This is a genomic window from Chelatococcus sp. YT9 (assembly GCF_018398315.1).
In the GTDB taxonomy this organism is placed as follows: domain Bacteria; phylum Pseudomonadota; class Alphaproteobacteria; order Rhizobiales; family Beijerinckiaceae; genus Chelatococcus.
Genome location: NZ_JAHBRW010000001.1, coordinates 2,000,678 through 2,026,429 on the forward strand (window position 1 = coordinate 2,000,678; position 25,752 = coordinate 2,026,429).

The 25,752-nt window shown below is 65.1% G+C and carries 25 protein-coding genes; 14 read left to right on the forward strand and 11 right to left on the reverse strand.

Features of this window, described 5'->3' with window-relative positions:
• Positions 1 to 23 precede the first annotated feature (23 nt).
• Positions 24 to 1,199 (reverse strand): fumarylacetoacetate hydrolase family protein, encoded by a 1,176-nt coding sequence (locus tag KIO76_RS08975; protein ID WP_213325173.1) that lies wholly within the window; start codon positions 1,197 to 1,199, stop codon positions 24 to 26.
• A gap of 401 nt (positions 1,200 to 1,600) precedes the next feature.
• Between KIO76_RS08975 and KIO76_RS08980 the strand changes: the two genes are divergently transcribed.
• The gene (locus KIO76_RS08980) at positions 1,601 to 1,909 is read left to right on the forward strand and encodes a hypothetical protein (RefSeq protein ID WP_213322758.1); all 309 of its coding nucleotides are present in this window, start codon (positions 1,601 to 1,603) and stop codon (positions 1,907 to 1,909) included.
• Positions 1,910 to 2,000: 91 nt separating this feature from the next.
• Here the strand turns inward: KIO76_RS08980 and KIO76_RS08985 are convergent, their stop codons facing one another.
• The 9 genes from KIO76_RS08985 to rnk form a co-directional block, all read right to left on the reverse strand.
• Positions 2,001 to 2,327 carry a hypothetical protein gene (locus KIO76_RS08985; RefSeq protein WP_213322760.1) on the reverse strand — a complete coding sequence of 109 codons (327 nt, stop codon included), beginning with the start codon at positions 2,325 to 2,327 and terminating at the stop codon, positions 2,001 to 2,003.
• 447 nt (positions 2,328 to 2,774) lie between these two features.
• Complete coding sequence (locus KIO76_RS08990) at positions 2,775 to 3,956, reverse strand: Gfo/Idh/MocA family protein (RefSeq protein ID WP_249729546.1); 1,182 nt, start codon at positions 3,954 to 3,956, stop codon at positions 2,775 to 2,777.
• Positions 3,953 to 5,002 (reverse strand): sugar phosphate isomerase/epimerase family protein, encoded by a 1,050-nt coding sequence (locus KIO76_RS08995; protein WP_213322762.1) that lies wholly within the window; start codon positions 5,000 to 5,002, stop codon positions 3,953 to 3,955. Before KIO76_RS08995 ends, KIO76_RS08990 begins: the two co-directional genes overlap by 4 nt.
• A gap of 56 nt (positions 5,003 to 5,058) precedes the next feature.
• Positions 5,059 to 6,141, reverse strand: a complete 1,083-nt coding sequence (locus tag KIO76_RS09000; protein WP_213322764.1) for a LacI family DNA-binding transcriptional regulator — start codon at positions 6,139 to 6,141, stop codon at positions 5,059 to 5,061.
• 6 nt (positions 6,142 to 6,147) lie between these two features.
• Positions 6,148 to 7,101: an ABC transporter permease gene (locus KIO76_RS09005; protein WP_213322765.1), complete on the reverse strand. Its 954-nt coding sequence runs from the start codon at positions 7,099 to 7,101 to the stop codon at positions 6,148 to 6,150.
• Positions 7,098 to 8,039: an ABC transporter permease gene (locus KIO76_RS09010; RefSeq protein ID WP_213322767.1), complete on the reverse strand. Its 942-nt coding sequence runs from the start codon at positions 8,037 to 8,039 to the stop codon at positions 7,098 to 7,100. Before KIO76_RS09010 ends, KIO76_RS09005 begins: the two co-directional genes overlap by 4 nt.
• Positions 8,036 to 9,571, reverse strand: coding sequence for a sugar ABC transporter ATP-binding protein (locus KIO76_RS09015; protein ID WP_213322769.1), 1,536 nt, complete (start codon positions 9,569 to 9,571; stop codon positions 8,036 to 8,038). The genes KIO76_RS09010 and KIO76_RS09015 overlap by 4 nt, the downstream gene beginning before the upstream one ends.
• 2 nt (positions 9,572 to 9,573) lie before the next feature.
• Positions 9,574 to 10,569, reverse strand: a complete 996-nt coding sequence (locus tag KIO76_RS09020) for a substrate-binding domain-containing protein (RefSeq protein WP_502761880.1) — start codon at positions 10,567 to 10,569, stop codon at positions 9,574 to 9,576.
• A gap of 202 nt (positions 10,570 to 10,771) precedes the next feature.
• Positions 10,772 to 11,188, reverse strand: coding sequence for a nucleoside diphosphate kinase regulator (rnk, locus tag KIO76_RS09025; RefSeq protein ID WP_213322773.1), 417 nt, complete (start codon positions 11,186 to 11,188; stop codon positions 10,772 to 10,774).
• A gap of 415 nt (positions 11,189 to 11,603) precedes the next feature.
• Here rnk and KIO76_RS09030 point away from each other — a divergent pair, with 415 nt between their 5' ends.
• From KIO76_RS09030 to KIO76_RS09040, 3 genes are read left to right on the forward strand one after another with little or no spacing between them, the layout of a single operon-like run.
• Positions 11,604 to 12,668 carry a linear amide C-N hydrolase gene (locus KIO76_RS09030; protein ID WP_213322775.1) on the forward strand — a complete coding sequence of 355 codons (1,065 nt, stop codon included), beginning with the start codon at positions 11,604 to 11,606 and terminating at the stop codon, positions 12,666 to 12,668.
• Positions 12,669 to 12,697: 29 nt separating this feature from the next.
• Positions 12,698 to 13,195, forward strand: coding sequence for a WapI family immunity protein (locus KIO76_RS09035; protein ID WP_213322777.1), 498 nt, complete (start codon positions 12,698 to 12,700; stop codon positions 13,193 to 13,195).
• A 47-nt stretch (positions 13,196 to 13,242) separates the two neighbouring features.
• Positions 13,243 to 14,088 carry an enhanced serine sensitivity protein SseB C-terminal domain-containing protein gene (locus KIO76_RS09040; RefSeq protein WP_213322779.1) on the forward strand — a complete coding sequence of 282 codons (846 nt, stop codon included), beginning with the start codon at positions 13,243 to 13,245 and terminating at the stop codon, positions 14,086 to 14,088.
• A 25-nt stretch (positions 14,089 to 14,113) separates the two neighbouring features.
• Here KIO76_RS09040 and KIO76_RS09045 read toward each other — a convergent pair whose 3' ends face one another.
• Positions 14,114 to 15,532, reverse strand: a complete 1,419-nt coding sequence (locus tag KIO76_RS09045; RefSeq protein WP_213322781.1) for an FAD-dependent oxidoreductase — start codon at positions 15,530 to 15,532, stop codon at positions 14,114 to 14,116.
• A 144-nt stretch (positions 15,533 to 15,676) separates the two neighbouring features.
• Between KIO76_RS09045 and leuC the strand changes: the two genes are divergently transcribed.
• From leuC to KIO76_RS09095, 10 genes are all read left to right on the forward strand, one after another.
• Complete coding sequence (gene leuC / locus KIO76_RS09050; RefSeq protein WP_213322782.1) at positions 15,677 to 17,095, forward strand: 3-isopropylmalate dehydratase large subunit; 1,419 nt, start codon at positions 15,677 to 15,679, stop codon at positions 17,093 to 17,095.
• Entirely contained in the window at positions 17,095 to 17,712 is a 618-nt protein-coding gene (leuD, locus tag KIO76_RS09055) for a 3-isopropylmalate dehydratase small subunit (RefSeq protein WP_213322783.1), read from the forward strand. The genes leuC and leuD overlap by 1 nt, the downstream gene beginning before the upstream one ends.
• Position 17,713: 1 nt before the next feature.
• Positions 17,714 to 18,700, forward strand: coding sequence for an oxidoreductase (locus KIO76_RS09060; protein WP_213322785.1), 987 nt, complete (start codon positions 17,714 to 17,716; stop codon positions 18,698 to 18,700).
• A 92-nt stretch (positions 18,701 to 18,792) separates the two neighbouring features.
• The gene (locus KIO76_RS09065; RefSeq protein WP_213322787.1) at positions 18,793 to 19,653 is read left to right on the forward strand and encodes a GntR family transcriptional regulator; all 861 of its coding nucleotides are present in this window, start codon (positions 18,793 to 18,795) and stop codon (positions 19,651 to 19,653) included.
• Between the two features lie 89 nt (positions 19,654 to 19,742).
• Positions 19,743 to 20,966, forward strand: a complete 1,224-nt coding sequence (locus KIO76_RS09070; RefSeq protein ID WP_213322789.1) for an ABC transporter substrate-binding protein — start codon at positions 19,743 to 19,745, stop codon at positions 20,964 to 20,966.
• A gap of 63 nt (positions 20,967 to 21,029) precedes the next feature.
• Complete coding sequence (locus KIO76_RS09075; protein ID WP_213322790.1) at positions 21,030 to 21,902, forward strand: branched-chain amino acid ABC transporter permease; 873 nt, start codon at positions 21,030 to 21,032, stop codon at positions 21,900 to 21,902.
• Positions 21,899 to 22,882, forward strand: a complete 984-nt coding sequence (locus tag KIO76_RS09080; protein WP_213322792.1) for a branched-chain amino acid ABC transporter permease — start codon at positions 21,899 to 21,901, stop codon at positions 22,880 to 22,882. The genes KIO76_RS09075 and KIO76_RS09080 overlap by 4 nt, the downstream gene beginning before the upstream one ends.
• The gene (locus KIO76_RS09085; protein ID WP_213322794.1) at positions 22,882 to 23,628 is read left to right on the forward strand and encodes an ABC transporter ATP-binding protein; all 747 of its coding nucleotides are present in this window, start codon (positions 22,882 to 22,884) and stop codon (positions 23,626 to 23,628) included. The genes KIO76_RS09080 and KIO76_RS09085 overlap by 1 nt, the downstream gene beginning before the upstream one ends.
• A complete protein-coding gene (locus KIO76_RS09090; protein ID WP_213322796.1) occupies positions 23,621 to 24,322 on the forward strand; it encodes an ABC transporter ATP-binding protein in 702 nt (233 codons plus the stop codon). Before KIO76_RS09085 ends, KIO76_RS09090 begins: the two co-directional genes overlap by 8 nt.
• Before the next feature lie 11 nt (positions 24,323 to 24,333).
• Positions 24,334 to 25,752 (forward strand): MmgE/PrpD family protein, encoded by a 1,419-nt coding sequence (locus tag KIO76_RS09095; protein WP_213322798.1) that lies wholly within the window; start codon positions 24,334 to 24,336, stop codon positions 25,750 to 25,752.

Here is a 25,752-nt window from a genome sequence, read left to right on the forward strand (position 1 = left end):
GGGAATCCGGCTCGGCGCGGGCTCTACAGAAGACCGCGTCCTGCCAGATTGCGCATCAGATCGGCGAAGCCGAAGCTCCAGGGCTCGCAGCGATCCGTATGGCGAATGCGGTTGACGAGGCGGCCGAGCTGGGGCGTGGCGATGGTGACGATGTCGTCTTGCTTGTGCGTGAAGCCCTTGCCGGGTGCGTCGCGGTCCTCCACAGGCGCGAAAAGCGTGCCGAGGAAAAGCACCGCGCCGTCAGGGTAGTGGTGATGCTTGCCGAGCATCTGCCCGACGAGGTCGGCGGGGTCGCGGCTGATCTTCTCGATGGTCGAAAACCCATCGAGCCGGAAACCCTCCGGCCCCTCGACGGTCAGCGTCACCGCCATGCGGCGGACGTCGTCCAGCGTGAAGCTGGCATCGAAGAAGCGCAGGAATGGGCCAATTGCGCAGCTCGCGTTATTGTCCTTCGCCTTTGACAGGAGAAGCGCCGACCGGCCTTCCACGTCGCGCAGATTGACGTCGTTGCCGAGCGTCGCGCCGACGATGCGGCCGGTGGATGCGACCGCGAGCACCACCTCTGGCTCCGGGTTGTTCCAGGTGGACATAGGGTGAATGCCCGCGTCCATTCCGGTGCCGACGGCCGATAACGGTTGGGCCTTTGTGAAGATTTCCGCATCCGGACCGATGCCGACCTCCAAATACTGGCTCCAGGCGCCCTGGGCGAGCAGGACCTCCTTGAGACGCATGGCCTCGGGGGAGCCTGGCTTCAGCTTGGCAAAATCGTCGCCGACAAGGCTTACGATCTCGGAGCGGATCGCGGCGGCCGCATTGGCGTCCCCGCGGGCGCGCTCCTCAATGACACGCTCCAGCATCGACACGGCGAAGGTGACACCAGCCGCCTTGATGGCCTGCAGGTCGATGGGGGCGAGCAGCCAGGGTTCGGAGGGATCGCGCCCGTCAGGGATGGTATTCCTCAGCAGGGCGTCTAGCGGCCCGAGCGGCTCACCATCGGCCCCGCGCAGCGCGGCGGCAGGGTCGGGTGCCTCGCACAGGTCGCGCATGGTGGGGAATTCGGCCGTTATGTCGATGAGCTCACCATCTCTGATGGCGACAACAGACGGGCCGCCCACGTCCGGGCGGAAAACGCGCCCGGCAAGCGCCGCTTGACCCGCATCGTCCGGGAGGGTGGATGCAAGCGTGACACGGCTACGCATCGCCGCATCATGTGTCGAATGCCCGGGGGTCGCTGTCATCACTCATTCCATCCCATGCTGACCGGCCGGTGTGCCTGGTTGAGTTTCCGTTCCGGCTTTCGGCGCTGCTCACTGCCGCGATGCTCTGGGCATCCATGCGGGGATCGGCTGTCAGGGTCAAGCGGGAAGGATTTTGCGGTGCAGTAACGTTGGACGAAGTAGCGCGGGTTGCTCCTGCCATGCGTGAGGTGCAACCCTGCCCCCCAAAAGCCATATTCGGGCAGTTTTTGGGCCTTTTCTGCTGAATTTGAGCGCTTGGTGCTGCAACGCACTAGAAGTTTGTGCGTCGCAGCATTAAACATGAGTCGTTGTTTGCCGCATCGCTGATGAGGGCGGTGCATGAATGTTTCGGAGTAGGATCGTTGAAAGCGAGAACAGAGCAGCCCCCACGCATTTTGCGTCCTCGGCATGAGCCCCCGACCATTCGGGAAGCCTTCGAGGCTGCGATGGACCTGGCCGATCGCTTCGAAGATCGGGTCAGCATTGCCGCCGGCCTCATGGGGTGTAGCGAGGAAGAGGTTCGTGAGCAGGCCGTGGCCTTCAAGGCAACAGTGTCTCGTCCGCGGCTCTCCATCTCCGTTCCCCAGGCGCCGTCTGCGCGGTCTCGCACCATGGCACCTCGCAGGGAGGTGATCGTGGAGCGTGTCCGCCCACGTATGATCATGCGCTGAGCCGCGGATATCTGACGCCTCTGCATCCCTGTTTGCAGAGGCGTATGGTTCGGTGCTGCCCGCCCTACATCAATTGGCGGGAGGGCGGCGCCTACCAGAATTCATCCCGCCAGTCGCAGCGCCCGTCGGCGATCTTGAAGTCCGGCGGATCGCACGGGTTCGTGTCACGTGGACACCATGGACGGCATTGCTGCGGCACCGCTTGGCGGTTGCGGTAGACCTTCTTCTTCTTTTTCTTTTGTGCTTGGACCAGCATTGCCTCGCCGCCGCTCCCTTCGGCCAACGCCGGCCAGGACGGGCTCGCCGCGGCGTGCTTCCCCACGCCGAGCCCGGCTCCGATAAGCACAACGGCCGCCAGGATCATCGTGATTGCACTACCGCGCCTGACGCGGCCTCGGCCTTCGCTTGGCTTGGACATCCTGCCCCTCCTCCGGACAGCGTGTGTCACACACGAGGACCATCGTTAACCCTTAAGGCGGGGCGAACGTTCCGGCCAAGTTGGCGAGGCCGCGTTGTGAGCGGTCCTGGCGCCAGGGAGCAAGGCCGCGCAGATCCCTTCCCAAGCAGATCTGTTCCCAAGCAGAACCCTTCCCAAGAGGCGCCGCAGGCTTAGGGTGGGATCGGCTGGCGCAGACTTCGCCGGAAGAAGGCATGCCTGAATGGTCGGCGGAGCATCGCTCCGGGGTTCGTGACCCGCCCGACCGCGGTTGTGCGAGCCCACCCTTCCCCACACAACGCCGGTGTTCCCGGTTGCGCGATGAGTACGCAAGTCGCGAACACCCGACTTGCGTAAGGAGGGATCAGCGGCGGCCGGGAATGCTACACATCCGTCTGCCCGTCCTCGTTACGCTCAGAGGGGTCAGCCTCACGCCTCGATCGTGGTCCAGCCTCCGTCGTTGCGTGACGAGGCGACTGCGGCCTCGATGAAGGCCATGCCCGCAAATCCGTCCACGATAGTGGGAAACTCCACCTCGGTGGGTAGGGCGGCGCCGGCCTGCCGCGCACGGATGGCGCGCGCGACCTCTGTATAGATCGTCGCGAAAGCTTCCAGATAACCTTCCGGATGGCCAGACGGCACGCGTGTCACGCGCGCGGCCGACGCATTCGCCCCAGGCGCCCCGCGCGCGATGATGCGCGGTGGCTCGCCGAGCGGCGACCATCTGAGCTGATTGGGGTACTCTTGCGCCCATTCCAATCCGCCCTTTTCGCCGTAGATGCGGATGCGCAGGCCATTCTCGTTGCCGGGCGCGACCTGGCTTGCCCAGAGCGTGCCACGCGCGCCGCTGGCGTAGCGCAGGCTGACCTGGACATTGTCGTCGAGCCGCCGGCCGGCAACGAAACTGGTCAACTCGGCGCTCAAGGCGACGGGGGTGAGGCCGCTCATGAAATGAGCGAGCTGATAGGCGTGCGTGCCGATGTCGCCGATCGCCCCGCCTGCGCCGGACTGCGCCGGGTCCGTGCGCCAGGCGGCCTGCTTTTGGCCGCTTTGTTCGATCGGCTCGCTCAACCAATCCTGGGCATATTCCACCTGGATGACGCGAACGGCGCCAATCTCGCCGGCCGCGATCATGGCACGCGCCTGCCGCACCATGGGATAGCCGGAATAGTTGTAGGTGACGGCGAAGATCAGTCCGCTTTTTACGGCGGCGTCCCGCAGCGTCCGGGCCTCCGCGAGGCTCGTCGCCAGCGGCTTGTCGCAGATGACATGGATGCCTTGCTCGAGGAATGCCAGCGCGGCTGGCGCGTGCCGGTGATTCGGTGTGACGATGGAGACGGCGTCGATGCCATCCGGCCGCGCTGCTTCCGCTCGTGCCATCGTTGCGAAATCAGGGTACGTGCGGGCGGGGTCGAGCCCGAGCGCCGCGCCCGACCGCAGGGATCTCTCGGCCGTTGAGGAGAGGGCACCGGCCACGAAATCATAATCGCCATCGAGCCGGGCCGCTATGCGATGAACCGCGCCGATGAAGGCGCCCTCGCCGCCGCCGACCATGCCGAGACGGACGCGGCGAGGAGCGGCTGTGTGATTCGTTTGTGCCGCGTCGATCATGGCTTCAGCCCCAGGAGCTTACGGTTGGTAGCCTTGTCGCTCTGGCTCGCTGCGAAATCATCGAACATGCGCTCGGAGCGCTTGATCATGTGGCTGAGGATGAAGGGCGCGCCTTCGGATGCGCCCTGCTCGGGATCCTTCAGCGCGCATTCCCATTCGACAACGGCCCAGCCCTCGTAGTTGTACTGCGCGAGCTTCGAGAAGATCGAAGCGAAGTCCACTTGCCCGTCGCCTGGCGAGCGGAACCGGCCGGGCCGCTCCACCCAGCCCTGGTACCCGCCGTAGACACCGGAGCGGCCGGTGGGGTTGAACTCGGCGTCCTTCACATGAAAGGCGCGGATGCGGTCGTGGTAGATGTCGATGAAAGCGAGATAATCCAGCGCCTGCAGCACGAAATGCGAGGGATCGTAAAGGATCGAGGCGCGTGGGTGATTGCCGACGGCCTCCAGGAAGCGCTCGAAGGTGATGCCGTCGTGGAGATCCTCGCCCGGATGGATCTCATAGGCGAGGTCGACACCGGCATCCTCGAAGGCGTCGAGGATGGGCTTCCAGCGGCGCCCGAGCTCCGTGAAGGCTTCCTCCACGAGCCCGTTGGGGCGCTGCGGCCAAGGATACATATAGGGCCAGGCGAGCGCTCCGGAAAACGTGGCGTGGGCATTGAGCCCGAGATGCCGAGAGGCTTTGGCGGCCAGCTTGAGCTGCTCGACGGCCCACGCCTGGCGTGACTCCGGCTTGCCACGCACCTCCGGCGGGGAAAAGGCGTCGAACATCAGGTCGTAGGCCGGATGAACGGCGACGAGTTGCCCCTGCAGATGGGTCGACAGCTCGGTGACGACGAGGCCATGCTTGTCCAGCAGCGCGCGGATGTCGTCGCAGTAGGCTTGCGATTCCGCGGCCTTCTTCAGGTCGAAGATGGCGACATCCTTGGTAGGGATCTGTACGCCGGCATAGCCGTGGCCTGCCGCCCATCCGGCGAGCCCGTCGAGCGTGTTGAAGGGCGGACCGTCTCCGACAAACTGGGCAAGAAAGATGGCTGGGCCCTTCATGATGTCGTCCTCCTGCGTTGGAACGGGCGGTCAGCCCGATTATTGCCCGGCGTCCTTCACGCGGATGATATATGCCCGCGCAGGCGTTGTTGCCTCTGGGTGAGACGATTGGGGCCCGTCGAGCCCCGGATGACGAAACGCGTTTCCATCAGGATATCCGGCGTCGTCACCGGTGGCTCGTCCGACAGCATCGCGATCATCTGCGCCATGGCCTGACGACCGATCTCGAAACGCGGCTGATGAACGGTCGTGAGCGGCGGTTCGAAGGCATCCGCCAGCACGATATCATCGAAACCGACGACGGAAATATCGGCAGGTACGTGAAGGCCACGTGCTCTGAGTTCGCTGATCGCGCCGACGGCCATCTGGTCGCTGGCTGCGAAGACGGCGGTGAAGTCGGTGCCAGCCTCGAACAATCGCCGCACGGCGCGGCGTCCCGCAGCAAGGCTGAAATCGCCATTGATCACGAGCGCATCGTCGTGGGCGATGCCGTGTTCGGATAGCGCAGCCCGATAGCCCGCGAGCCTGTCGAGCGCCAGTCGCTCTGGCATTGGCCCGGTGATATGGGCGATACGCCCGTGGCCGAGGCTGATAAGATGGTTCACGGCTTCGCGGGAGGCGGCGATATTATCGATCTTGACGGTCGGCAGGGCGACGTCGGGAAAGGTCTCGAGCGCGATCACGATCGGCGGCAGGCGCGGGATTTCAGCCTTCAGCGCTTCCGGGAAGCGTCCGATCATCAGAATGAGGCCGTCGGCGTGGCGTGCGCGCACGGTGTCAACATAGTGCTGGATGCGCTGGTCGTCGTCGCGGGCGTCCCCCATCAGCACGCTGTAGCCGGCCTCGACAGCCGCTTCCTCCACGCCCTTGTAGATCTCCAGGTAGAACGGATTGGAGATGTCGCGCACCAGGAGGATGACGGTGCGGCTCGCCCGGCTGCGCAGGTTGCGCGCCTGCGAATTCGGCACGAACCCCGTTGCCGCGACGGCCTCCATGATGCGCTGGCGCGTGTCCGGCTGCACTTTGTCCGGCCGTTGCAAGGCGCGGGACACGGTCGCCGTCGAAACGCCCGCGAGCTTCGCGACGGTGGCGAGGGTCGGCGTAGCCTTTGCCGGTGTGCCCTTCGTTGATGCGGCCATGGCGGTCTATACTCTCAAGCGGCCCTGGCGTCCGTAGAGCAACATGAGCACGATGAGTGTCATGCCGAAAATGATCTGCCGGCCGTAGTTTTCGAGCTGCAAGGTGGTCAGGACGCTTTGCAGCAGGACGAGCGCCACCGCTCCGAGCACCGTGCCGATGTAGCCGCCAGCGCCGCCCGCCAGCGATGTGCCGCCGATGACCACGGCGATGATCGACGACAAGACATACTGATCGCCGACGCTGATGAAGGAATTGCCGGTGTAGCCGATAACGCAGACGCCCGTGAGGCCGGCAAAGAAGCCTGATAGTCCGTAGAGCAGGCAGCGGATGCGGTTCACCGGCAGGCCGACCAGCATTGCAGCGCGCTCGTTGGCGCCGATGGCATAGACGGCGAAGCCGAAGGCGGTGCGCCTCAACAGGAAGGTGAGGCCGATCGCGATAATCGCCCAGACGAAGAGAATGCCGGGCAGGCCCAGAACGAGCGGGCGATTGATGAAGGCCATCAGCGCCGGCGCGGCGTTGCCCGAGGGGATGCCTTGTGAATAGACGACTAGGCCGCCCTGGACGATCGCCGTCATCCCGAGCGTCATGACGAGCGGTGGAATACGCACCAGCGTGACGCCGAGGCCGTTGACTATGCCGATGAGGAAGGTCACGGCCGTTGCCGCGAGGACCGCGGGCAGGATCGCCGCGTTGGCTCCGGCCATGATGTTGCCCGCGATGACCGCGCCTAGCGAGATCATCGGCCCGACCGAAAGGTCGATGCCCTCGCGGCCGCCGAGAATGACGAGATTCTGCCCGGCCGCGACGATGCCGAGGATTGCGGCGACGGTGAGCAGCCGCACGATCTGATCGCCGCGCGCAAAGCCCGGCGACAACGTCTCGCCGATGGCGAGCAGCGCGAGGATGGCGATGGCCGCGAGCGTCAGTGGGTTGGTGAGGACGGATTTCAGTGTCATCGGCGTGTCACCAGGACGCCGCCGGCGAGCGCCGCGAGCACGATCAGCCCTTGCACCAGCGTCTGCCAAGCAAAGGGCAGGCCGGCGAAGAAGATGACATTGCCGATCATGCCCAGGACGAGCGCGCCGAGAATGGAACCCACCGGCCCGCCTGAGCCGCCGGAGAGAGCCGTGCCGCCGAGCACGACGGCTGAGATCGAGGACAGGGCCAGGCTCTGCCCAAGCAGCGGGTCGCCGCTCGCCGTCTCGCCGGTGAGGCACAATGCCGCGAAGCCCGCGAAAAGCGCGGACAGGACGAAGGCGCCAATGCGCACGCGCGACAGGCTGAGGCCGGTCTGGAAGGCGCCGACGCGGCTGCCGCCGACCGCCGTCAGATGGGCCACGAAGGGCCTGCGCCCGAGGACGAGGGCAAAGGCGAGGCCAGCAAGGAGGATCCACAGCACCACGGGCAGGCCGAGAAGCATTGCGCTGTAGCTGCGCCAGAACGCCTCGGGTACGGGCAGGCCGGCCTGCGGCATCACGAACAACGCCGTTCCCGCGAAGACGATGCCGGTCGCGAAGGTGGTGACGATGGCCTGCAGCCTGAGCACGGCAATGAGGACGCCGTTGATGACGCCGCAGACGACGGCCGTGACAAGGCCGGCGGCGAGGCCCGCGACAATGGGCGCGACCCCGTCGCCGCCAACTGCCGCGATGGTGCTGACCGTGACCACGTTCACGAGCGCCGCAATCGCGCCGACCGAGAGGTCGATATCCCCGCCGAGCACCACATAGGTCTGGCCGATGGCAACCAGCGCGAGCGGCAGGAAGGTGGTGAGGTTGGATTGCAGCACCGAGGGCTGCACGAAGCTCGGCTGCAGCGCCGTGTTGACGGCTACCAGTACGGCCAGCGCGATCAGAGTCAGGAGCCAGGGCCGAGAGCGGATCACGGCGCTCATGCCGCTTCTCCGTAGGCCGCTCGCGTAAGGTGGAAATGATCGAGCGTCGGACCGGCGAGTTCCGCGACGATGCGGCCGCTGTTGAACACGAGGACGCGGTCGCACCATTCGATGAGCTCGGCATCCTCGGAGGAATAGATGAGGATGCTGGCGCCCTCGTCCGCGAGCTTGCGCATGATGGCGAGGAGATCGCCCTTCGCGGCGAGGTCGATGCCCTTGGTCGGGTCGTCGAGCAGGAGCACACGCGGGCCGGTGGCGAGCCAGCGCGCGATGAAGATCTTCTGCTGGTTGCCCCCCGAAAGCGTGCCGATGGCGGCATCGAGCCCGGCGTATTTGGTGTTCAGGCTGTCGGCGTGCCGGGTCGCCAGCGGATCGAGCTCGGACGGCCGCACCAGCCGGCGTCGTTCGCGCACGAGAAGCGCCGCCACCAGATTCTCAAAGATGGAGCGGCCGGTGAGCGCCGCATCCCGCCCGCGATCGCCGGAGACATAGGCGAGGCCGCGCCCGATGGCGTCGGCGGTGCGGGTGATGACGACCGACTCGCCGGCGACGGTGACGCGGCCGGCCGTGAAGGGCAGGGCGCCGAAAAGGCCTTGCAGCAGGGCCGACTGGCCCTGCCCCTGCAAGCCGCCGAGACCTACGATTTCACCCGGCCGAAGCGAGAGGGACACATCATGGACGCGCGCGTTGCGCACGCCTTCCGCGGTGAGGCGCGGCGCTGCTGCCGCAGGCGGCACGCGCTGGCTGGCGGCGGGATGGATGCGCGCATCGCCAACCATGTGGCGCACCACGGCGTCGCGGTCGGTCTCGGCCGTGACGAGTTCCGCCACCGTGACGCCGCCGCGCATCACGGTGATGCGATCGCACACCGCGAAGACCTCGTCGAGGCGGTGGGAGATCATCAGCGTGGAGATGCCTTCCGCCTTACGTGCCTTCAGGATCTCGAACAGGCGCGCAGACTGACGCCCATCGAGAGCAGCAGTTGCCTCATCAAGGATGATCAGCTGGGGACGGCGGGCGAGGACCTTGAGGATCTCGACGATCTGGCGCAAATCCGGCGTCAGCTCGGCGACAACAGCCTCGGGCGTGAGCTCGGGCCCCACGACGCCGTCGAACAGCCGGATCAGTGTCTCCGCTTCGCCCTGTAGGCGACGGCGATCGACGAAGCCCAGGCCTGTGCGCGGCTCGCGGCCGAGGCCGATGTTGGCTGCGACGCTCAATTGGGGAATGAGGCTGAGTTCCTGGTAGAACAACGCGATGCCCGCCTCTTCGGCATCGCGCGGATTGCGGAACTGAACCGCCCGGCCACCGACGGCGATGGCCCCGGCATCGGGAGCGACAGTGCCAGCGACCACCTTGCAAAGCGTGGACTTGCCGCAGCCGTTGGCGCCGAGGAGGGCGTGAATCTCGCCCGCCTCGACCCGCAAACGCCCGTCCGCCAGCGCGACGACCGCGCCGAAGCGCTTGCCGACGCGCTCGGCGACAAGAAGCGCCGCGTCTCTCCCGCCTGTTGCGGCTTGGTCCGACGCCATGACTACTTGAAGTACTGCTGGGCTTCTTCGGGGGTGACGACGGCCGTCACGGACCAATATCCCGGCTTGCCTTCGGCTTGTTTCAGCGCCTCGGCGAGGTTGCTGTTGTCCACGAAGGGGATCGGGATATAGATGGCATTGCCATACTGGCCCTTGAAGACACCGTCCTTGAACTCCTTACCCATCAGGCGGTGCACAGCCACGTTGAGCGCGGAGGCCATGACGCCGGGCGGGTTGACGGAGGCGCCGGAGTTCAGCTTCTGCTCGGACCAGCGCGTGAGGAAGTCCTTGCGGATCTCTCCAGTCGCTGCAATCTGGTCCTTCTTGCCCGCGGCCTCAATGGCGCGCCAGGCGCCGTCGGCCATGCCGTCCTGCACCCAGACACCGTTGATATTGGGATAGGTGGCGAGAAGGTTCTGCATCACCTGCTGGCCCTTGGCCTGGTCCCAGTCCGCATTGGCCTGGTTCAGCACCTTGATGTCGGGGTGCTTGGCGAAGACCTCGCGATAGCCGGCGACGCGCATCTCATTGGCCGGGTGGCCGGCGATGCCGTTGATGGTGACCACGTTGCCCTTGTTGCCGAGCGTCTTCGCCAGCCATTCGGCTGACTTCACCGCCCAGTCCTTCTGGTCGATGCCGACATAGATCGCGTCCTTGGAAGACACCTCCGCATCCGTCGACACGACGAGGATGTTGCGCGCCTTGGCCTGCGCGAACACGGGGTCGAAGGCCGTTGGGCTGTTCGGGTTGATGATGATGGCGTTGACGCCTTGGTTGATGAAGTTGCGCACATGGCCGATCTGCCCCTGCACATCGACGGTCGCGCTCTGCACCACCACCTCGACATTGACGCCCTTGGCCTTCCACGCCGCCGCGGCCGCCTGCGCCTCCTCGATCATCTGGGTGCGCCACTCGCTGCCCACCCAGCCGTTGGACAGGCCGATCTTGAAAGACTGCTGAGCCTGGGCCGTGGCCCCGAGGGCCACCATGGTACCCATGGCAACGGCGCCGAGAATTGCCCGGCGCGTAGCAGAACTGCTGATCATCATCTCCTCCCGATATGTCCACTGCGGAACCTGAGAGAAGGATGTAATCGATTGCATCCGCCGTCAAGGCGGCTTGTCTACCGACTATTGGCGGAGAGCCGAGCTAGGCCCCTGAGCGCAGACGGAAAGGCCAGCACCACTCCGCGCTGGAAAATCAGGATGCCGTTGCCGGCTGCTCGACGGTGACGACCGTGAGTTCATGCTGGCGGCCATCGCGGGCGATCCAGGTGATCGACTGCCCGGGCGAAAGGCCGATGAGAGCCGTGCCGATCGGCGTCATGATCGAGATCTTGCCATCCGCGATATTGGCGTCACCGGGATAGACCAGCGTCACACGGCGCTTCTCGCCCTCGGCCGTCTGGTATTCCAGCGTTGAGCCCATGCGCACGGCGTTGCGCGGCACGGATTTGTCCGCGACGACCGAGGCGCGGTCCATTTCTGCGAGAAGTTCTTCCGCCACTTCGGGAATCCGGTCGAGCGCGGCTGTAGCCAGGCCGACGAGGCGTTCATATTCCGCCTCGCTTACGACAATCTTAGGCTTGCGCCGCTTCTTGGCTTGGGTGCTGGACATCGGTCTGAAGATCCTGTGGCTTGAGATTCTTAAGTTGAAATACGGCTCCATGCGCAACGCGCCTTGGATGACCCGTAACATCATGGACAATGAATGAGAGGGGGCCCAAATCCGGGCCGTCGCACCTGCGGTTCCGTCAAAGCGCCCCCCGGAGCTCGGGGCGCGCGGGGCCGAGCTCGGGGGCTAAAGGCCCGCGATCGGGCAAACCCGATGAACGTTGACGAAGAGAGTGGCGCCGGTGCTGATCATGGGCTTAACGTTGGCCCGTTCGCGCCGGAAGTCAAGGGAGCGCGCTCGCAGTGGCAGGGGCGACGGCAAAGGCCACGCCGGGCTGTTGGTAAGTCCGTCCGCATCCCGTGCCCTCGGCCACAATTTGCCCTATGCTTTCTCAGTGTGTGTGCCTTATGGGGTCGATATGCGACGCAGGACATTTTGTGGGCTTCTTGGCGGGGCCATCGCAAGCGTGGTGGCTCTGCGCCCCGACAGGGCCGCCGAGGCCTGCACGCGGGTACTGTGGAACGACAACGCGCAGCTGGTTGTTGTCGGCCGCACCATGGACTGGCCGGAATCCACCGAGCCCATTCTCACGGTCTTCCCGCGCGGAATGGCACGGGACGGCGGCCGGCTTGGTCCCGCGACCGTCGTGGAAGCAAACCCCGCGCGCTGGACCTCGAAATACGGCAGCCTGGTCACCACGGTCTATGGTATCGGCAGCGTCGACGGGCTCAACGAGCAGGGGCTTGCCGGGCATCTGCTGTATCTCAACGCGACCGACTTCGGTCCGCGCGATCCTGCCAAGCCAGGGCTTCAGGCGGGTTTATGGCTGCAGTTCGCACTCGACAACGCGGCGACCGTGACCGAGGCGCTGGCGCTGCTCGAAACCATCCAGCCCGTGATGGTGGAGGCCCGCGGTCGCAAGGCGACCGTGCATTTGGCGCTGGAGGACGCGACGGGCGACTCCGCGATCATTGAATATATCGATGGCAAGCCCGTCGTTCATCACGGCCGCGAATTCCGCGTGATGACCAACGACCCGACCTATGACCAGCAACTCGTGCTGCTCAAGACGATGTCGGAGAAGAGCGACTTCGCGAACCCAAGTTCCAACACGCCTCTGCCGGGCAATGTCTCGCCGACGGATCGCTTCCAGCGCGCGGCCTATTACCAGCGTGTATTGCCAGAGCCTAAGAGCGAGCGAGAGGCGGTTGCCTCGATGTTCGCGCTCATGGCCAATGTATCCGTGCCTTTCGGCGCGCCCTACAAGAATTTCGGCGTGTATAACACCGAGTATCGGACAGTCTGCAATCTCACCAACAAGGTCTATTTCTTTCAGCTGACGACAAGTCCCAGCGTCATCTGGGCAGGCCTGTCGCGCTTCGACCTGTCGCCCGGCGCGCCCGTCATGATGCTCAACCCCGACACCATCGAACTGAGCGGCAACGTGGCTGGCCAGTTCAAGCCGGAGAAGGCGCCGTTTTAGGGGCGCGGGCGGACAAGGTCGAGAGCCACATGGATGGCGATACGTGCGATGAAGAGCCTGACGTCCGGATCGGCGGGCTCTCCTTGTGGGTGCTATCCTACGAGCGGCCTGCCCTTGGCTATTATTTTGACGACAACTGGCTGAACGTGTTGATGAGGGTGGAAACGCCCCACGCTCTTGTCGAGAAGGCCGGCGCATTCCTGCGTACGGATGAATTGGCCGCATTCTACGACGAGCTGGAAGTTGTCGACCGCGAGCTTGCCGGATCCGCGGCATTGCAAACTGCGGAAGAGACGCTGGACGTTAAAATCGCGCTCTCTAACTTGGGAGATATCAAGGTTTCGGTTGAATGCGATTTTGAAAATCCCGTTCAGCGGCATCATTTTGTATTTGAGATCGACCAGAGTTATCTGCCGGGTATCCTTGCGGGATTGCGAGGTATTCTCGTGGATTTTCCTGTCATCGGGTCTCCTCCTGATGAGGCGGGCGACACGCAGCGAGACCCCGAACAGGATAAAGTAAAGTAGCGGAGGGCGGCGCCTGTTCAACGCTTTGGACTTGTGGGGAAGTATCTATGACGAATCCGTTCTCCGGCCTGCGCTTTACAAGCTTGCGCGGTGAAGCGAAGGCGACTTTCGCGGAACAGGAGGCCAATTCGGCGGCTCGTACGGAAGCACCGGCATCGACATTGCTGTTCGAACCTCGGAATGAGCTGGAGCGCTTGCTCGTCGAGGCGACGCGCGACCCGGCGCAGCGGCCGCTTTTTCTCCACGCGCTGATGCGATCGTATCTTTATGTCGAACTCCCGCCGGGGATGTCTCCTGACACGTCCACTTTGCAGCCTGGCGCCCGGTTGCAACTGCATATGGTTACAGGGCCTGATGGTAATGCCGTCCCGGCGATCTTCACGTCTGAAGAGCGCGTGGCCGACGCCAGAGGCGCGGTCACAAGTTATCTCGGCATCAAAGCGGAGGACCTGTTCAACCTGGTCGCGGCGACGGGCGCTTTCCTCAATCCAGGCACGCCTTACGGTCTCTATTGGACCGCATCGGAGTTGGCGAGGCTTCTCGGGCGCCCGGACATACGCATCGTCGAGACCGAGACGCGGGTCATGCTCGGCGCGCCTGAGGTGCGGCCGGAGCAACTGATAGCAAGTCTCACCCGGGCGTTCAAAAACGATGCGAGGATTCGTGAGGCGTGGCTGGCGCTTGCCTATTGGCCCGCGACCAATGAGCGATCATGGTTTCTCGATGTGCGGTCCGACATTTCGTGCAAGGCTTCGTATGAGGAACTGCGTCCGCTGATCGGGGAGGCAATTCAGCAAGCGGGGCCTCTCCAGTATCCGGTCGACACAGTCGTCGACCAGCCACCCGCACCTCATGGCCAGGGCATCAGGATCAAGCCGGCTCAAGTGCAGTGAAGGGCGAGCCGTGAAGGTAGCCCGCTCAACCTGCCACAGCCCCCGCCCCCGCGGCCCGGCCCGCGACGCGGCCGAGGGTGACGGCGGTGAGAAGGCCGTTGCCGGAGAGATAACCGGCGGCCTTGGAGCCCGAGACGCCGCAGGCGGCGCCGCCCACGGCAAAGAGGTTCGGCAGCGGCCGGCCCGCGCCGTCGAGCACACGCGCATCGTCGTCGACGACGAGGCCGCCCTGGGTGTGGAAGAGCGCGCCGGTCACCTTCACCGCGCAATAGGGTGCCGTGAGGGCGGGCACGCCGGTGAAGTCGCGGCCGAAGGCATCGCGGCCGGCTCCTGCCTGGGTAGCCGCCGCCTTGGCCTCCGCCGTCGCGGCCATGGTTGCGGCCAGCGCCTCGGCCGGCACGCCCATGAGCTCGGCGAGCGTGGGCCAGTCGTTGGCGGTGACGATGGCGCCCATGGCCTCGGCGCGCTTGTAGTCCTCGAACTGCCGGGTGATGTCGGCGATGCGGTGGTCGAACACCGTCCAGGCGAGGCCCTGCGGCTGCCGCAGCACCTCGGCCGCCTGTTCCGAATACCCACGGGATTCATCGCAGAAGCGCTCGCCGTTCAGATTCACCTGCACGCCGCCTTCGGTGATTGTCGCCCAACTGATGAGGATTCCGGCGGGATGCGCGACGGAGCCGTGGCCCTGGTGGCCGGAGAGATGGCGGGTGGCGGCGCCGAGCGCTTCGCCCCAGAGAAGCGCGTCGCCCTTGTTGCCCTCGTGGCCGAAGTAAAGCGCCTCCGCGAGGGAAGGGATGTGCTCCTTCACGAGATCTTTATTCCCGCCATAACCGTTGCAAGCGAGAATGAGCTGGTCGCAGCCGACTTCATCACGTGAGCCGTCAGGCCTGACGAAGGCGAGGCCCGTGACACGGTTGTTGGCGTCGGCGAAGAGCGTGGTCACGTGCGCTTCGCAGAGAATGTCGATGCCAGCACTCTCGGCGGCGCCACGCAGGGCATCGATCAGCTCCTCGCCGGAGCGGGTCGGCAGGCCGTGCATGCGCCGCGCGCTGTGGCCGGGGTAGCTGAAGTCGGCGATCACGGAGAAGGGCAGGCCATAGGTTGCGCCGAGCCATTCGACCGCAGGGCCTGCTTCCCGGGTCACCAGCGCGACGAGGCCGGGGTCCGGCTCGTTCTTGGCCTTGGCCATCACGTCGGTGGCGAAAGTCTCGGGGCTGTCGATGATGCCTGCTTCGTTCTGCCAGCGGGTGCCGGCGGCGGGAATGAGGCCCGCGGACAGTGCGGTCGAGCCACGCGGCAGGGCGTCGCGTTCGAGCACAAGCACATCGGCGCCAGCTTCCCGTGCCGCCAATGCGGCGATGAGGCCGGCGGCGCCGGCACCGATGACGACGACCGGTACCGCGAACTCGAAGGTCTTGTCGCCGTCACGGATCACATCACTCACGGAAGCCTCCCAGCATCAGCCTTGAACGGACAGGAACCTGTCACATATCTAGGATATTAATCTGTATTAGAATTAAAACAAGATTTGCCTTGGAGGGGCAATTGGGCGTAACCTTCCCGAGGAGAGGCAAGAAGGACAAGGCCGATGGCATTGGTCGCGACCCCGCGCGCACTGTTTGATAAAGTTTGGGACGCGCATGTCGTTGTTCATCGCGAGGATGGGCAGAGTCTTCTCTGGATTGACCGACATTTCCTGCATGAGGGGTCCTTTCACGCCTTCGACAAGCTGAAGGGGCGCGGTGCCGAGGTATCCCGGCCGGACCTGACCTTCGGCATCGAGGATCACTACGTTCCGACCCGTGTGCGCGATCTCGCGAAGATCGATCCGGCAATCCGCGACATGATCGAGCGGCTGCGCGGCAACGCATCCCGCCATCATCTCAAGTTGTTCGGGCTGGACGATCCCGGGCAGGGTATCGTCCATGTGGTCGGGCCGGAGCAGGGCTTGACCCTGCCGGGGCTCACCATTGTCTGCGGTGACAGCCACACCGCGACACACGGCGCGTTTGGCGCCATTGCTTTCGGCATCGGCGCCTCCGAGGTGGCGCATGTGCTCATGACGCAGACGCTCTGGCAGAAACGCCCAAAGCGCATGCGCATCAGCGTCGACGGAGAACTCGCGCCCGGCATCGTCGCCAAGGACATCGCGTTGTCGATCATCGCGGCCATCGGCGCGGACGGAGCGGCTGGGCACGCCATGGAATATGCGGGCTCATCGGTCCGCGGCCTGACGATGGAAGGGCGCCTCACGCTCTGCAACCTGTCCATCGAGGCCGGCGGGCGCTGTGGTATGGTGGCGCCTGACGAGACGACGATCTCCTATCTCAAGGGGCGCCCCTTTGCGCCTCAGGGCGCCGATTTCGACCGCGCAGCGGAGGATTGGCTCAAGCTCGCCAGCGACGCCGACGCGATCTTCGACAAGGAAGTGAGCCTCGACGGCTCGCAGATTGCGCCGATCGTCACCTGGGGTACGAGCCCCGAGGACGCGCTGCCGATCACCATGGCGGTGCCGGATCCTGACAAGGCTGGCGATCCCGGCCGCGCGGCGCATATCCGCGACGCCATCGACTATATGGGGCTGAAGCCCGGCCAGAAGCTCACAGACATCCGGGTGGATCGCATCTTCATCGGCTCCTGCACCAACAGCCGTATCGAAGACATCCGCGCCGCCGCAGCCGTATTGGCCGGCCGCAAGGCGCAGGTGCCGGGCCTCGTTTCGCCGGGTTCGGCCCAGGTGAAGCGTCAGGCGGAGGAGGAGGGCCTCGATCGCATCTTCATCGAGGCGGGTCTGGAGTGGGTCGATTCCGGCTGCTCGATGTGCGTCGGCATGAATGGCGACCTGGTGGCGCCGGGCGAGCGCTGCGCCTCGACCACCAATCGCAATTTTCGTGGCCGGCAGGGGCCAGGCTCCCGCACCCATCTCATGTCGCCCGCCATGGCCGCGGCCGCGGCTGTCACGGGCCATCTCACGGACATGCGTCCGCTTTTGAAGGGGCGCAACTGATGGAAGCCTTCACCAAGCTTAGCGGCATCGCCTGCCCGCTGCCGCTCTCGAGCGTCGACACGGACCAGCTCATCCCCGCCCGCTTCATGAAGCGGTCGCGCGCAGAGGGTTATGGCGGCTATCTCCTGCACGACCTGCGCTTCGACGAGGCTGGCGCGCCACGGCCGGACTTTCCCCTGAATGCGCTGGAGCGCCAGGGCGCGCAAGTCATCGTCGCGCGACGCAACTTCGGTAGCGGCTCCTCCCGCGAGGCGGCGGTCTATGCGCTCGTCGACTATGGCATCCGCTGCGTCATCGCGCCGAGCTTCGGTGACATCTTCGCTTCCAACTCGGTCAACAACGGGCTGCTGCCGGCCAAAGTCGCCGAGGCCGACGGCGAGAGCCTGATCGCGGCGCTGGAGGAGGGAGCGCGCGACATGCTGGTCGATCTCGAGGCCTGCCGCATCGTGGTCGGCAATCTCTCCGTGCCTTTCACCGTTGATCCTGTATGGCGCACGAAGTTGCTCAACGGCTGGGACGATATCGACCTCACGATGAGTCAATCCGACGCCATCAAGGCTTTTGTCGCGGCTGATGCGAAGAGCCGACCCTGGGCGATGCCCAGGCGGGGTGAGTGACATGGGGCAGGTCTCTCCGGGTTTGGCCTCCACACCTTTTTCCATCGGCGGGCTCACGCTCAAAAATCGCATCGTCCTGCCGCCGATGCAGCAGTACCAAGGTACGGCCGAGGCCTTCGCAACGGCTTACCATGTGCATCACTACGCGCGGCGCGCGCGGGGCGGCGTCGGGCTTGTCATCATCGAGTCGACGGCCGTCGCGCCGGAAGGGCGGCTGATGGCCGATGACATCGGCCTGTTCAGCGAGGCGCATGTGCCGCCGGTCGCCGCGATCGCGGCGGCCGTGAAGGCGGAAGGCGTGCCCATCCTCATGCAACTGAGCCATGGCGGCCGAAAGTCGCGTCCCCATCCGGGATCAAGGCTGATCGCGCCGAGCGCCATTCCCCATGACGACGACTATGGGATGCCGGAGGCCATGAGCCTCGACGATATCACTCGCGTTGTCACCGCTTTCGCCACGGCTGCCCGCCGGGCGCTTGCCGCCGGCTTCGACGGCGTGGAGCTGCACGCGGCCCACGGCTACCTCCTGCATCAGTTCCTCTCGCCGCTGTCGAACAGACGCGACGACGCCTACGGTGGAGACCTCGAGGGGCGGAGCCGCATCGTCGCCGATGTCATTCGCGCGGTGCGGGAGGCTATCGGGCGTGACGTGCCGGTCACGATACGCGTATCAGCGAGCGACTATAAGGAAGGCGGGTTGACCGCCGAGATGATCGCGGAGGCGCTCACAGTGCTCGTGCCGCTTGGCCTCGACGCCGTGCACGTGTCCTCCGGCGGGCTCTCCCCGGAACCGCCGCCGAGCACCGGGCCGGGCTATCAGGTTGGGTTTGCCAGTACCATCCGCGAACGGATCGCCGTGCCCGTCATCGCCGTGGGCAACATCAGGACGGCGGTCCAGATCGAGGATATCCTACGCCAAGGACATGCCGATCTCGTGGCGATTGGCCGGCCGTTGCTAGTGCACCCGGATCTCGGCCGCGTGTTGTGAAACGTCGACTCGGCCGCGCTTGACAGGTGGCGGAGATGTGTCATGTATAATACAGGTTTCTGTATCTATAATAGAACAGAAAGAAGAGCGGGATGGCCAGCGTCGAGCCTCTGAAAGCGCGCAGACTTTATTTGCTGCTGCGAGATCGCATCATCAGTGGCGAGGAGCGTCCGCAAACCCGCCTTCCGAGCGAGCCTGCCCTGGCCGAGCAGCATGGCGTTTCGCGCGTCACGGTGCGGCGGGCGCTCGACAAGCTGGCTGACGAAGGTCTCATCGAGAGGCGTCCGGGCTCCGGCACCTTTGTCAACGGCAGCAAGGCGAATTTCCCCGTCACGGCCGATTTCGCAAACCTCCTGTCCCATCTGGTGGAGATGGGGCGACGCACCGAGGTCAAGCTTCTGTCCTTCGGCTATGTCGCGCCTACGCCCGTGCTGGCGGAGGCCCTTCAGCTTGCCGCAGGGGAGCGCGTGCAGCGCTCCGTGCGGCTGCGTGTCATCGACGGGCAGCCGTTCTCCTATCTCGTGACGCATGTGCCCGAGCGCATCGGTGTCTCCTATTCGGAAGCTGACCTTGCTTCGAAGCCCCTCCTCGAATTGCTGGAGCGCTCCGGTCTTGAGGCTGAAAGGGCCAGTCAGATGATTGGCGCGACATTGGCTGGACCGGAGATCGCCGAGGCCCTTGGGCTTGAGATCGGAGCGGCTCTCCTCGCCCTCACCCGTGTGGTCTACGGGCCGTCCGGGGAGGGCATCGAGCATCTGCAGGCCTTCTATCGGCCGGATCGCTATTCCTTCCAGATGGATCTGGTGCGGACAGGGGCTGCCAACTCGCGCTCGTGGACGCCTGTCGAGCGCGCACGAAAAGGTGATGCCAAGACAAGGCCGGAAGCCTTGGCGCGGCAGGAAGCAAAGCCCCAGATGCGACGCGGGGAGGTACCACGCAGGACGAAGGCCTGAGTGTAGCCTGTCTGTGGTTGTGCGTTCGAAGCAACCAAAAAGCAAGGAGGCCGCCACCGAGGGGGGCGGTTGTCAGAGGAGAAATGGTGATGACATTGTTCAGCAAATCCATTAGCCGGCGCGGCGCTCTCAAGGGGGGTATCGCCGCTGCTGCCGCGATCGCTGCACCGTCTGTTCTGCGCGCGGCCGAGCCGCCGCCGGTGAAGGTCGGCATCCTGCAGCCGGTTACCGGCGCGCTAGCCATGGACGGCGAGTTCGGCCGCGCAGGTGCCGAGCTGGCGATCGCTGACATCAATGCGGCCGGCGGCATCAAGTCGCTTGGTGGCGCCAAGATCGAGATGGTGTTCGGCGACGCGCGCTCCAACCCGGAGGCGGGCGTGCAGGAAGTCGAGCGCATGCAGAGCGAAGGCGTTGCGGCCATCGTCGGTGGCTTCGCGAGCCCGATCTGTCTTGCGACGACCCAGGCGGCCGCGCGTTACGACTTGCCTTATATCGTCGACGTCGGCGTGTCGGATCAGATCATCCAGCGCGGCCTGAAGAACACGTTCCGCTTCGCACCAGGTTTCGGCATCTGCACGCAGGCTGCCATCCAGAACCTGGTGCGTATCAATGACGCGGCCGGCAAGCCCGCCAAGACCATCGCGCTCGTCCATGAAGACGGCCTGTTCGGTTCCGGCCTTGCCAAGCTCATGCAGACGGAGCTGCCGAAGCACGGCTTCGAGATCATCGAGACGATCGCCATCCCGACGCCTTCGCGCGACCTCTCCAACGTGGCATTGCGCCTGCGTTCGCTCAACCCGGACCTGATTATCCCGAGCACCTATTATGGTGAAACGGTGCTTCTCGCCCGCACCATGCAGCAGCAGCGCGTGCGTCCTAAGGCGGTGTACGCGGTGGTGAACGGCGCCGCCTCGAACATGCGCTTCGTCAAGGAGTTTCCGGAAGCCGCTGAGAACATCATGGACGTCAATCACTGGCACGATCCGCGCAACCCGAAGAATGCGGACCTGCAGAAGCGCGTACTCGATGCCGGGAAGCAGTGGAACTATAATACGCCGCTCAATTATTCCTGCGTGTTGCTGCTCGCCGATGCCATTGAGCGTGCGGCCTCCGCCGATCGCGCCAAGCTGATCGAGTCGATCACTGCTTCCACCTTCGACAAGCACCTGATGCCCTATGGCCCGACGAAGTTCGAGGGCGGTCAGAACCAGGGCGCTGCCCCGGTTTCGACGCAGGTGCAGAAGGCGACTATCCGCGTGGTCTATCCTGAGGCCTTCTCGGATGCCAAACCGGTCTTTCCCGTCCGGGGCTGACCTTCCTCCGGGCGACGTCTCTTTCGCGTCGCCCGCTCTCCCTTATTGTAGGCGGATCGCTCGATGTATTCCCTTCCCATCGTCGCGGAAGCCATGCTCAATGGCCTTCTGACCGGTGCGGTCTATGCGCTCATCGCGCTTGGTCTGACGCTGGTTTATGGCGTCTTGCACATCATCAACTTCGCGCATGGTGCATTCCTGACCTGTGCGATGTTTGCTGTTTGGCTGGCCCATAGCATTCTGGGGCTAGACCCTTATCTGGCGATCCTGCCGCTTACCTTGATCTTTTTCGCGATCGGCTATGCCGTTCAGCGCTTCGTCATCGGCCCGGCGAGCCACGGCGACGATGGCAATATCCTGCTCATCACGCTCGGCCTCTCGATCATCATCGAGAACGCGCTGCTCGCTGGCTTCCATTCGGATACGCGCTCGCTGAGCACCGATTATTCGTTCAATGTGTTCGAGGTCGGCCCGCTGCTCATATCGCAGGCGCGGCTTTTCGGTTTCATCGGCGCGGTCATCGTCACGGGGCTGCTCTGGCTGCTGCTGGCGCGCACCGATACCGGCAAGGCGATCCGGGCCGTCGCCAAGGAGAAGCTCGGCGCGCGGCTCGTCGGCATCAACGTTTCGCACGTCTTCGCGGTGACCTTCGGCATAGGCTGCGCCACGCTCGCCATTGCTGCCTGTCTGCTGATGCCCACCTTCTACGTCAATCCGCGTGTCGGCGGCGCCTTCGTGCTGGTTGCCTTCACGATTGTCGTTCTCGGAGGCATGGGCTCGATCACCGGCGCGCTCATCGGCGGTCTCTTCATCGGTGTCGTGGAAAGCCTCTGCGGCTTGTTCCTGGGCGAGAGCCTCGGCCAGATCGGCATCTTCCTCATCTTTATCCTGGTGCTGCTGTTCCGGCCCACCGGTCTGTTCGGAGCACGGGCATGACACGACGCGGCTATCTCCCCATCATCCTCATTGTCGCGATCCTCGCGCTGCTGCCCTTCGCGGTCACATCGAACGTCGTTCTCAACTTCGTCGTCTTCGTGCTGATCATCACGCTGGCGGCGCAGGGCTGGAACCTTCTCGGCGGCGTCGGCGGGCAATCCTCCTTCGGCCATGCGGCCTTCTTCGGCACCGGCGCCTATGTGTCGGCCATCCTGCAGGTGCGCTTCGGCATCAATGCCTGGGTGGCGACCGCGGTCGCTGTCGCCTGCGGCGCGGCGGTCGGCTGGATCATCGGCTTCCTGTCGTTCCGCGCCGGGCTGCGCGGGTCCTATTTCGCACTTGTCACGCTCGCCTTCGCCGAGGTGCTGCGCATCCTGGCCAATGCGGCGGGCTTCACGGGCGGCGCCGCCGGCATGCTGATGAAGCTCGACGTCGGCTTCTGGAACATGCAGTTCACGAGCCGGGCGGCGTTTCTGTGGCTGGCGCTCGGCTTCGTTGCCGTGGGGCTCATCGTTTGCCAGATGATCACCAATTCGCGCTTCGGCGCGCAGCTCGTCGCCGTGCGTGAGAATGAGGAAGCCGCGCGCGCGCTCGGCGTTGACGTGTTATCCGTCAAGCTCAAGGCGATCACCGTGTCCGCGGCGCTCACCGCGGTCGCCGGCTGCCTTTACCTGCAATACTTCCTCTATATAGACGCGAATATTGCCTATGGCCTGTGGATTTCCGTCGAGGCGCTGCTGGCGCCCATGGTCGGCGGCCGCGGCCTCGTGCTCGGCCCGATCATCGGGGCCTTCACACTCCATGGTCTCGGCGAGGCGAGCAAGCTTCTTGCCGGCCGGGTGGCGGGCATTGACCTTGCTGTCTACGGCGCGGTGCTGATCCTCGTGGTGGCCTTCGCGCCTGGCGGCGTGCTCGGTCTCCTGCGCAAGCTCCGCTTTCGGCCGCAGCCGGTGACAAAAACCGCCGAGGAGACCGCGTGATGCTGGAGGTCAGGGATATCACGATGCGCTTCGGGGGCCTCACGGCCGTCGGGGGCGCGTCACTCAAGGTCGACAAGGGCCGCATCGTCGGTCTCATCGGCCCGAACGGGGCCGGCAAAACGACCTTATTCGCCATCATCGCCGGCTTTCTCGATCCGACCGCCGGACGCGTCTTCTTCGAGACCAGCGATATCACGCCGCAGCCCGCCCACGAGCGGGCAAGGCTCGGCATCGCCCGCACTTTCCAGATCGTGCAGCCTTTCGCGGGCCTCGACGTGCGAGAGAACATCGCGGTCGGCGCCTATCTGCGTCATGCACGCTCAAACGAAGCGCACGAGAAGGCCGAGGCGGTCGCGCGGCGCGTCGGGCTTGGCGCTGATCTCGACAAGCCGGCGGCGAGCCTCACAGTCGCAGGTCGCAAGCGGCTCGAGCTGGCGCGGGCCTTGGCGACCGAACCGAAGCTTCTGCTGCTGGACGAGGTGCTGGCGGGGCTCAATCCCTCCGAAATCCGCGATATCGTGCCCGTCATCCGCGCCATCCGCGATGACGGCGTGACGATCCTCATGATCGAGCACGTCATGCAGGCGGTGATGAACCTGTGTGACGAGGTCTATGTGCTGGCGCAGGGCAAGATGATCGCCCAGGGCACGCCGCGCGAGGTTTGCGTCGATCCCCATGTTGTCGAGGCCTATCTCGGCAAGGGAGCCGCCGCGCGTCTGCGTGCCGAGGAGGCAAGCCATGCTTGAGATCTCTGGTCTGCGCGCCGGCTACGGCGAGGTCGAAGTGCTGCGCGGGATCGACATATCCGTGCAAAGCGGCGAGATCGTCGCGGTTCTTGGCTCCAATGGCGTGGGCAAGACGACCCTGAACAAGGTTCTGTCGGGGGTTCTTGCTCCCCGGGCCGGATCGATCACGTTTGAAGGCCAGCCGCTGACGGGCGCCAACTCTACCGCCATTGTCGAGGCTGGGCTCATCCATGTCCCCGAAGGCCGCAAGATCTTCCCGAACATGAATGTGCGGGAAAATCTGGAGCTTGGCAGCTACCGCCGCGCGAAGAACAACCGCGCCCGCAACCTGGAGCGCGTCTTCGAGACCTTCCCGCGTCTGCGCGAGCGTATGGCCCAGGCGGCCGGCACGCTCTCCGGGGGCGAGCAGCAAATGGTCGCCATCGGCCGCGGCATGATGGCGGAACCGCGTCTTCTCATCCTGGACGAGCCCTCGCTTGGCCTGTCGCCGCTCCTCGTCGAGGAGATGTTCACGCTGATCCGTAAGCTCAACGCGGACGGGATGCCGATCATGCTGGTCGAGCAGAATGTGGTGCAATCGCTCGAGATCGCGAAGCGCGCCTACATCATCGAGAACGGCGTGGTCACCATGGCCGGCACGGCCGAAAGCATCGCGAGCGATCCCGAGCTCAAGCGCGCCTATCTCGGATTGTAAGGAAAAGCCAAATGGGCATCGTTACCCCCAACGTTGTGCCGGCGTCGGTGCTGCTTGCCGAGCCGCAACCGGCCTGGCTCGTCTGTTTCGCGGAATTCGCGAAGGCGCTCGACTTCGACGACCTCGACGAGGCGCTCGTGGCGCAAGCCAAGCTCGTCGTGCTGGACTGCATCGGCGCGGTCGCGGCCGGCATGCAGGAGCCGGAAACACGCGCGCTGGTGGCGCGTCTCGCGCGCCGGGGCGGACATGAAGGCGCGGCCGCAATCGGCGCCGGACGTCGCCTGCGCGCCGATGATGCCGCCTTTGCCAACGGCGTCGCCGGCACCATGCTGGAACTCGACGAGGGCAATTCCTTCGCGCGCGGCCATCCCGGCATCCACGTTCTACCGGCGGCCCTCGCCACACGGCCGCTCGCCGAGGTCAACGGCCGTGACTTCCTGCTTGCCTTCATCCTCGGCTACGAGGTGGGCGCCCGCATCGGCGCGGCGTCGCGCCTGCGCACAACCGTGCATCCGCACGGTACCTGGGGCACCGTGGGCGCCGCCTTCGCGACGGCCTATCTGGAAGGGGCCGATACGGACGCGCTCGTCGCGGCCATCAATGTCTCCTCGACGCTCAGCGTCGGCGCGAGCCTCCGCGCGATGCTGGAAGGCGCCACCGTGCGCAACAGCTTCGCCGGCATTTCCGCCCGCAATGGCCTCACCGCCTGGGACTTGGTCGCAAGCGGCTTCTCGGGCGAGATCGACGGCGTGCGGACCGTCTACAGCGGCATCCTCGCGGAGGGCTTCAACCCCGACGTGATGGTGGAAGAGCTTGGCGCCCGCTGGGAGATCCAGCGCAACTACTTCAAGCGGCACGCTGCCTGTCGTTTCACCCATGGAGCGCTCGACGTGGTGGCGAAGCTTCTCGCCGAGCACGGCCCGATCGATCCCGCCGACATCGCCGGCATCGACGTGGTGACCTATGTCTGGGCAGCGCAGCTCGACGGGCCGGCGCCCGCCAATATGCTCGCTGCAAAATTCTCGCTCCCCTTTGCCGTGGCCACCACGATCGCCCATGGCAGCGCCTCGGTGCCCGCCTTCCGCGCGCCTGCGCTGGGCGATGCGCGCATCCTCGAGCTGGCCAAACGGGTGAAGGTCGACGAGGACCCGGCGATGAGCGCCATGCTGCCGGACAAGCGCCCGGCGCGGGTCACCATCCGCCTGGCCGACGGCCGGGTGCTCAGCGGCGAGACCTTCACCAACCGCGGCGATGCGGTGGACCCTTACCGCCCTGATGAAGTCATTGCCAAATTCATGGAGCTGGCCGTGCCGGTATGGGGCGAGGGCCACGCGACCCGCATCAGGCAGGCGATCGACGCGCTGGATGAGGCAACCGGCCTTGACGATTTGGATGCGCTGCTCGCGGAGCCGGCGCTCGAGGATCATTGA

What these genes read in the sequence shown, in the direction of transcription:
- KIO76_RS09000 (WP_213322764.1), bottom strand. Translation starts at nt 6,141, where the DNA reads ATGGCCGCATCAACGAAGGGCACACCGGCAAAGGCTACGCCGACCCTC.
- KIO76_RS09010 (WP_213322767.1), bottom strand. Translation starts at nt 8,039, where the DNA reads ATGAGCGCCGTGATCCGCTCTCGGCCCTGGCTCCTGACTCTGATCGCG.
- KIO76_RS09095 (WP_213322798.1), top strand. Translation starts at nt 24,334, where the DNA reads ATGGGCATCGTTACCCCCAACGTTGTGCCGGCGTCGGTGCTGCTTGCC.
- KIO76_RS08985 (WP_213322760.1), bottom strand. Translation starts at nt 2,327, where the DNA reads ATGTCCAAGCCAAGCGAAGGCCGAGGCCGCGTCAGGCGCGGTAGTGCA.
- KIO76_RS09030 (WP_213322775.1), top strand. Translation starts at nt 11,604, where the DNA reads ATGCGACGCAGGACATTTTGTGGGCTTCTTGGCGGGGCCATCGCAAGC.
- leuD (WP_213322783.1), top strand. Translation starts at nt 17,095, where the DNA reads ATGGAAGCCTTCACCAAGCTTAGCGGCATCGCCTGCCCGCTGCCGCTC.
- KIO76_RS08995 (WP_213322762.1), bottom strand. Translation starts at nt 5,002, where the DNA reads ATGAAGGGCCCAGCCATCTTTCTTGCCCAGTTTGTCGGAGACGGTCCG.
- KIO76_RS09075 (WP_213322790.1), top strand. Translation starts at nt 21,030, where the DNA reads ATGTATTCCCTTCCCATCGTCGCGGAAGCCATGCTCAATGGCCTTCTG.
- KIO76_RS09040 (WP_213322779.1), top strand. Translation starts at nt 13,243, where the DNA reads ATGACGAATCCGTTCTCCGGCCTGCGCTTTACAAGCTTGCGCGGTGAA.
- KIO76_RS09080 (WP_213322792.1), top strand. Translation starts at nt 21,899, where the DNA reads ATGACACGACGCGGCTATCTCCCCATCATCCTCATTGTCGCGATCCTC.
- KIO76_RS09060 (WP_213322785.1), top strand. Translation starts at nt 17,714, where the DNA reads ATGGGGCAGGTCTCTCCGGGTTTGGCCTCCACACCTTTTTCCATCGGC.
- leuC (WP_213322782.1), top strand. Translation starts at nt 15,677, where the DNA reads ATGGCATTGGTCGCGACCCCGCGCGCACTGTTTGATAAAGTTTGGGAC.
- KIO76_RS09090 (WP_213322796.1), top strand. Translation starts at nt 23,621, where the DNA reads ATGCTTGAGATCTCTGGTCTGCGCGCCGGCTACGGCGAGGTCGAAGTG.
- KIO76_RS09065 (WP_213322787.1), top strand. Translation starts at nt 18,793, where the DNA reads ATGGCCAGCGTCGAGCCTCTGAAAGCGCGCAGACTTTATTTGCTGCTG.
- KIO76_RS09020 (WP_502761880.1), bottom strand. Translation starts at nt 10,569, where the DNA reads ATGGGTACCATGGTGGCCCTCGGGGCCACGGCCCAGGCTCAGCAGTCT.
- KIO76_RS09070 (WP_213322789.1), top strand. Translation starts at nt 19,743, where the DNA reads ATGACATTGTTCAGCAAATCCATTAGCCGGCGCGGCGCTCTCAAGGGG.
- KIO76_RS09005 (WP_213322765.1), bottom strand. Translation starts at nt 7,101, where the DNA reads ATGACACTGAAATCCGTCCTCACCAACCCACTGACGCTCGCGGCCATC.
- KIO76_RS09015 (WP_213322769.1), bottom strand. Translation starts at nt 9,571, where the DNA reads ATGGCGTCGGACCAAGCCGCAACAGGCGGGAGAGACGCGGCGCTTCTT.
- KIO76_RS09035 (WP_213322777.1), top strand. Translation starts at nt 12,698, where the DNA reads ATGGATGGCGATACGTGCGATGAAGAGCCTGACGTCCGGATCGGCGGG.
- KIO76_RS08990 (WP_249729546.1), bottom strand. Translation starts at nt 3,956, where the DNA reads ATGATCGACGCGGCACAAACGAATCACACAGCCGCTCCTCGCCGCGTC.
- KIO76_RS08975 (WP_213325173.1), bottom strand. Translation starts at nt 1,199, where the DNA reads ATGCGTAGCCGTGTCACGCTTGCATCCACCCTCCCGGACGATGCGGGT.
- rnk (WP_213322773.1), bottom strand. Translation starts at nt 11,188, where the DNA reads ATGTCCAGCACCCAAGCCAAGAAGCGGCGCAAGCCTAAGATTGTCGTA.
- KIO76_RS09085 (WP_213322794.1), top strand. Translation starts at nt 22,882, where the DNA reads ATGCTGGAGGTCAGGGATATCACGATGCGCTTCGGGGGCCTCACGGCC.